Genomic DNA, 966 nt, shown 5'->3' with positions numbered 1-966 from the left:
ATCCTGTTGTTACGGTAACGGAAGCTACATTAAGATCCTGCTTTATTGAGTCTAATCCGTCAACAGCTTCATTCAACCTTACTGCTGCTGCGGTAACCACTCAGACCAATGTTACCAAGAACTATTATCCTTCATTAACTGACGCCGTAAACGGGACCAATGAGATTTCCAATCCGGCAGCCTATATCGCCCCGAACGGTGTGGTATATGTAAAAGTGACCAACTCCAGTGGCTGCTATGCCGTAGCTAAAGTAACCCTTGTGGTGCTTCCTCCGGTATATTCCAATGTTCTGGAAGATAAGATCATCTGTATGGAAGACACCACCACTCTGGATGCAGGTCCCGGATTTGACGGATATGAATGGAGCACGGGAGCAACCACCCAGACCATCACCAATGTACCTGTGGGTACTTACTGGGTGAAGCTGAAAACAGGAGAATGTATCTCTACACAGACCGTAAAAGTATATCCTTCTGAACAGCCGGTGATCTCCAACATCGATATTGCCAACAATACCGTTACGGTAAGTGTAACCGGTGGAACTCCTCCTTATCAATATTCAATGGATAATGTCAACTGGCAGGATTCCAATGTATTCAACAATGTTCCAAGAGGTGACAATATGATCTATGTAAAAGACTCGTATGACTGTGAGCCTATTGAGGTGGCCATTGTGGTTCCGAACCTGATCAATGTGATCACTCCGAACGGAGACGGAGTTAATGATGTGATCGATTATTCTGCACTGGCCGGAAAACAAAATCTGATCTTCAGTATTTATGACCGGTACGGGGTGAAGGTATTCCAGGCAGATAAGTTTAACGGCTACAAATGGGATGGAACTTCGGCAGGTAAAAAAGTACCTACAGGAACTTACTGGTACTCTGTAACATGGAATGAAAACGATAAAAAGAATACACCGTTCAAATACTCAGGATGGGTTATGGTGAAAAACAGAGATTAAT

General features: G+C 43.9%; 1 protein-coding gene. It reads left to right on the top strand.

What is annotated here, in order from left to right:
* On the top strand, positions 1 to 965 hold a 965-nt coding region (locus tag ABMQ40_RS16615), incomplete at its 5' end, for a T9SS type B sorting domain-containing protein (RefSeq protein WP_370901621.1).
* Position 966 lies beyond the last annotated feature (1 nt).

The organism is Chryseobacterium gossypii (assembly GCF_041361455.1).
Lineage (GTDB): Bacteria > Bacteroidota > Bacteroidia > Flavobacteriales > Weeksellaceae > Chryseobacterium > Chryseobacterium gossypii.
The sequence above is the reverse complement of the archived record's forward strand: the minus strand, read 5'-3'. Positions and strand labels throughout refer to the sequence as shown.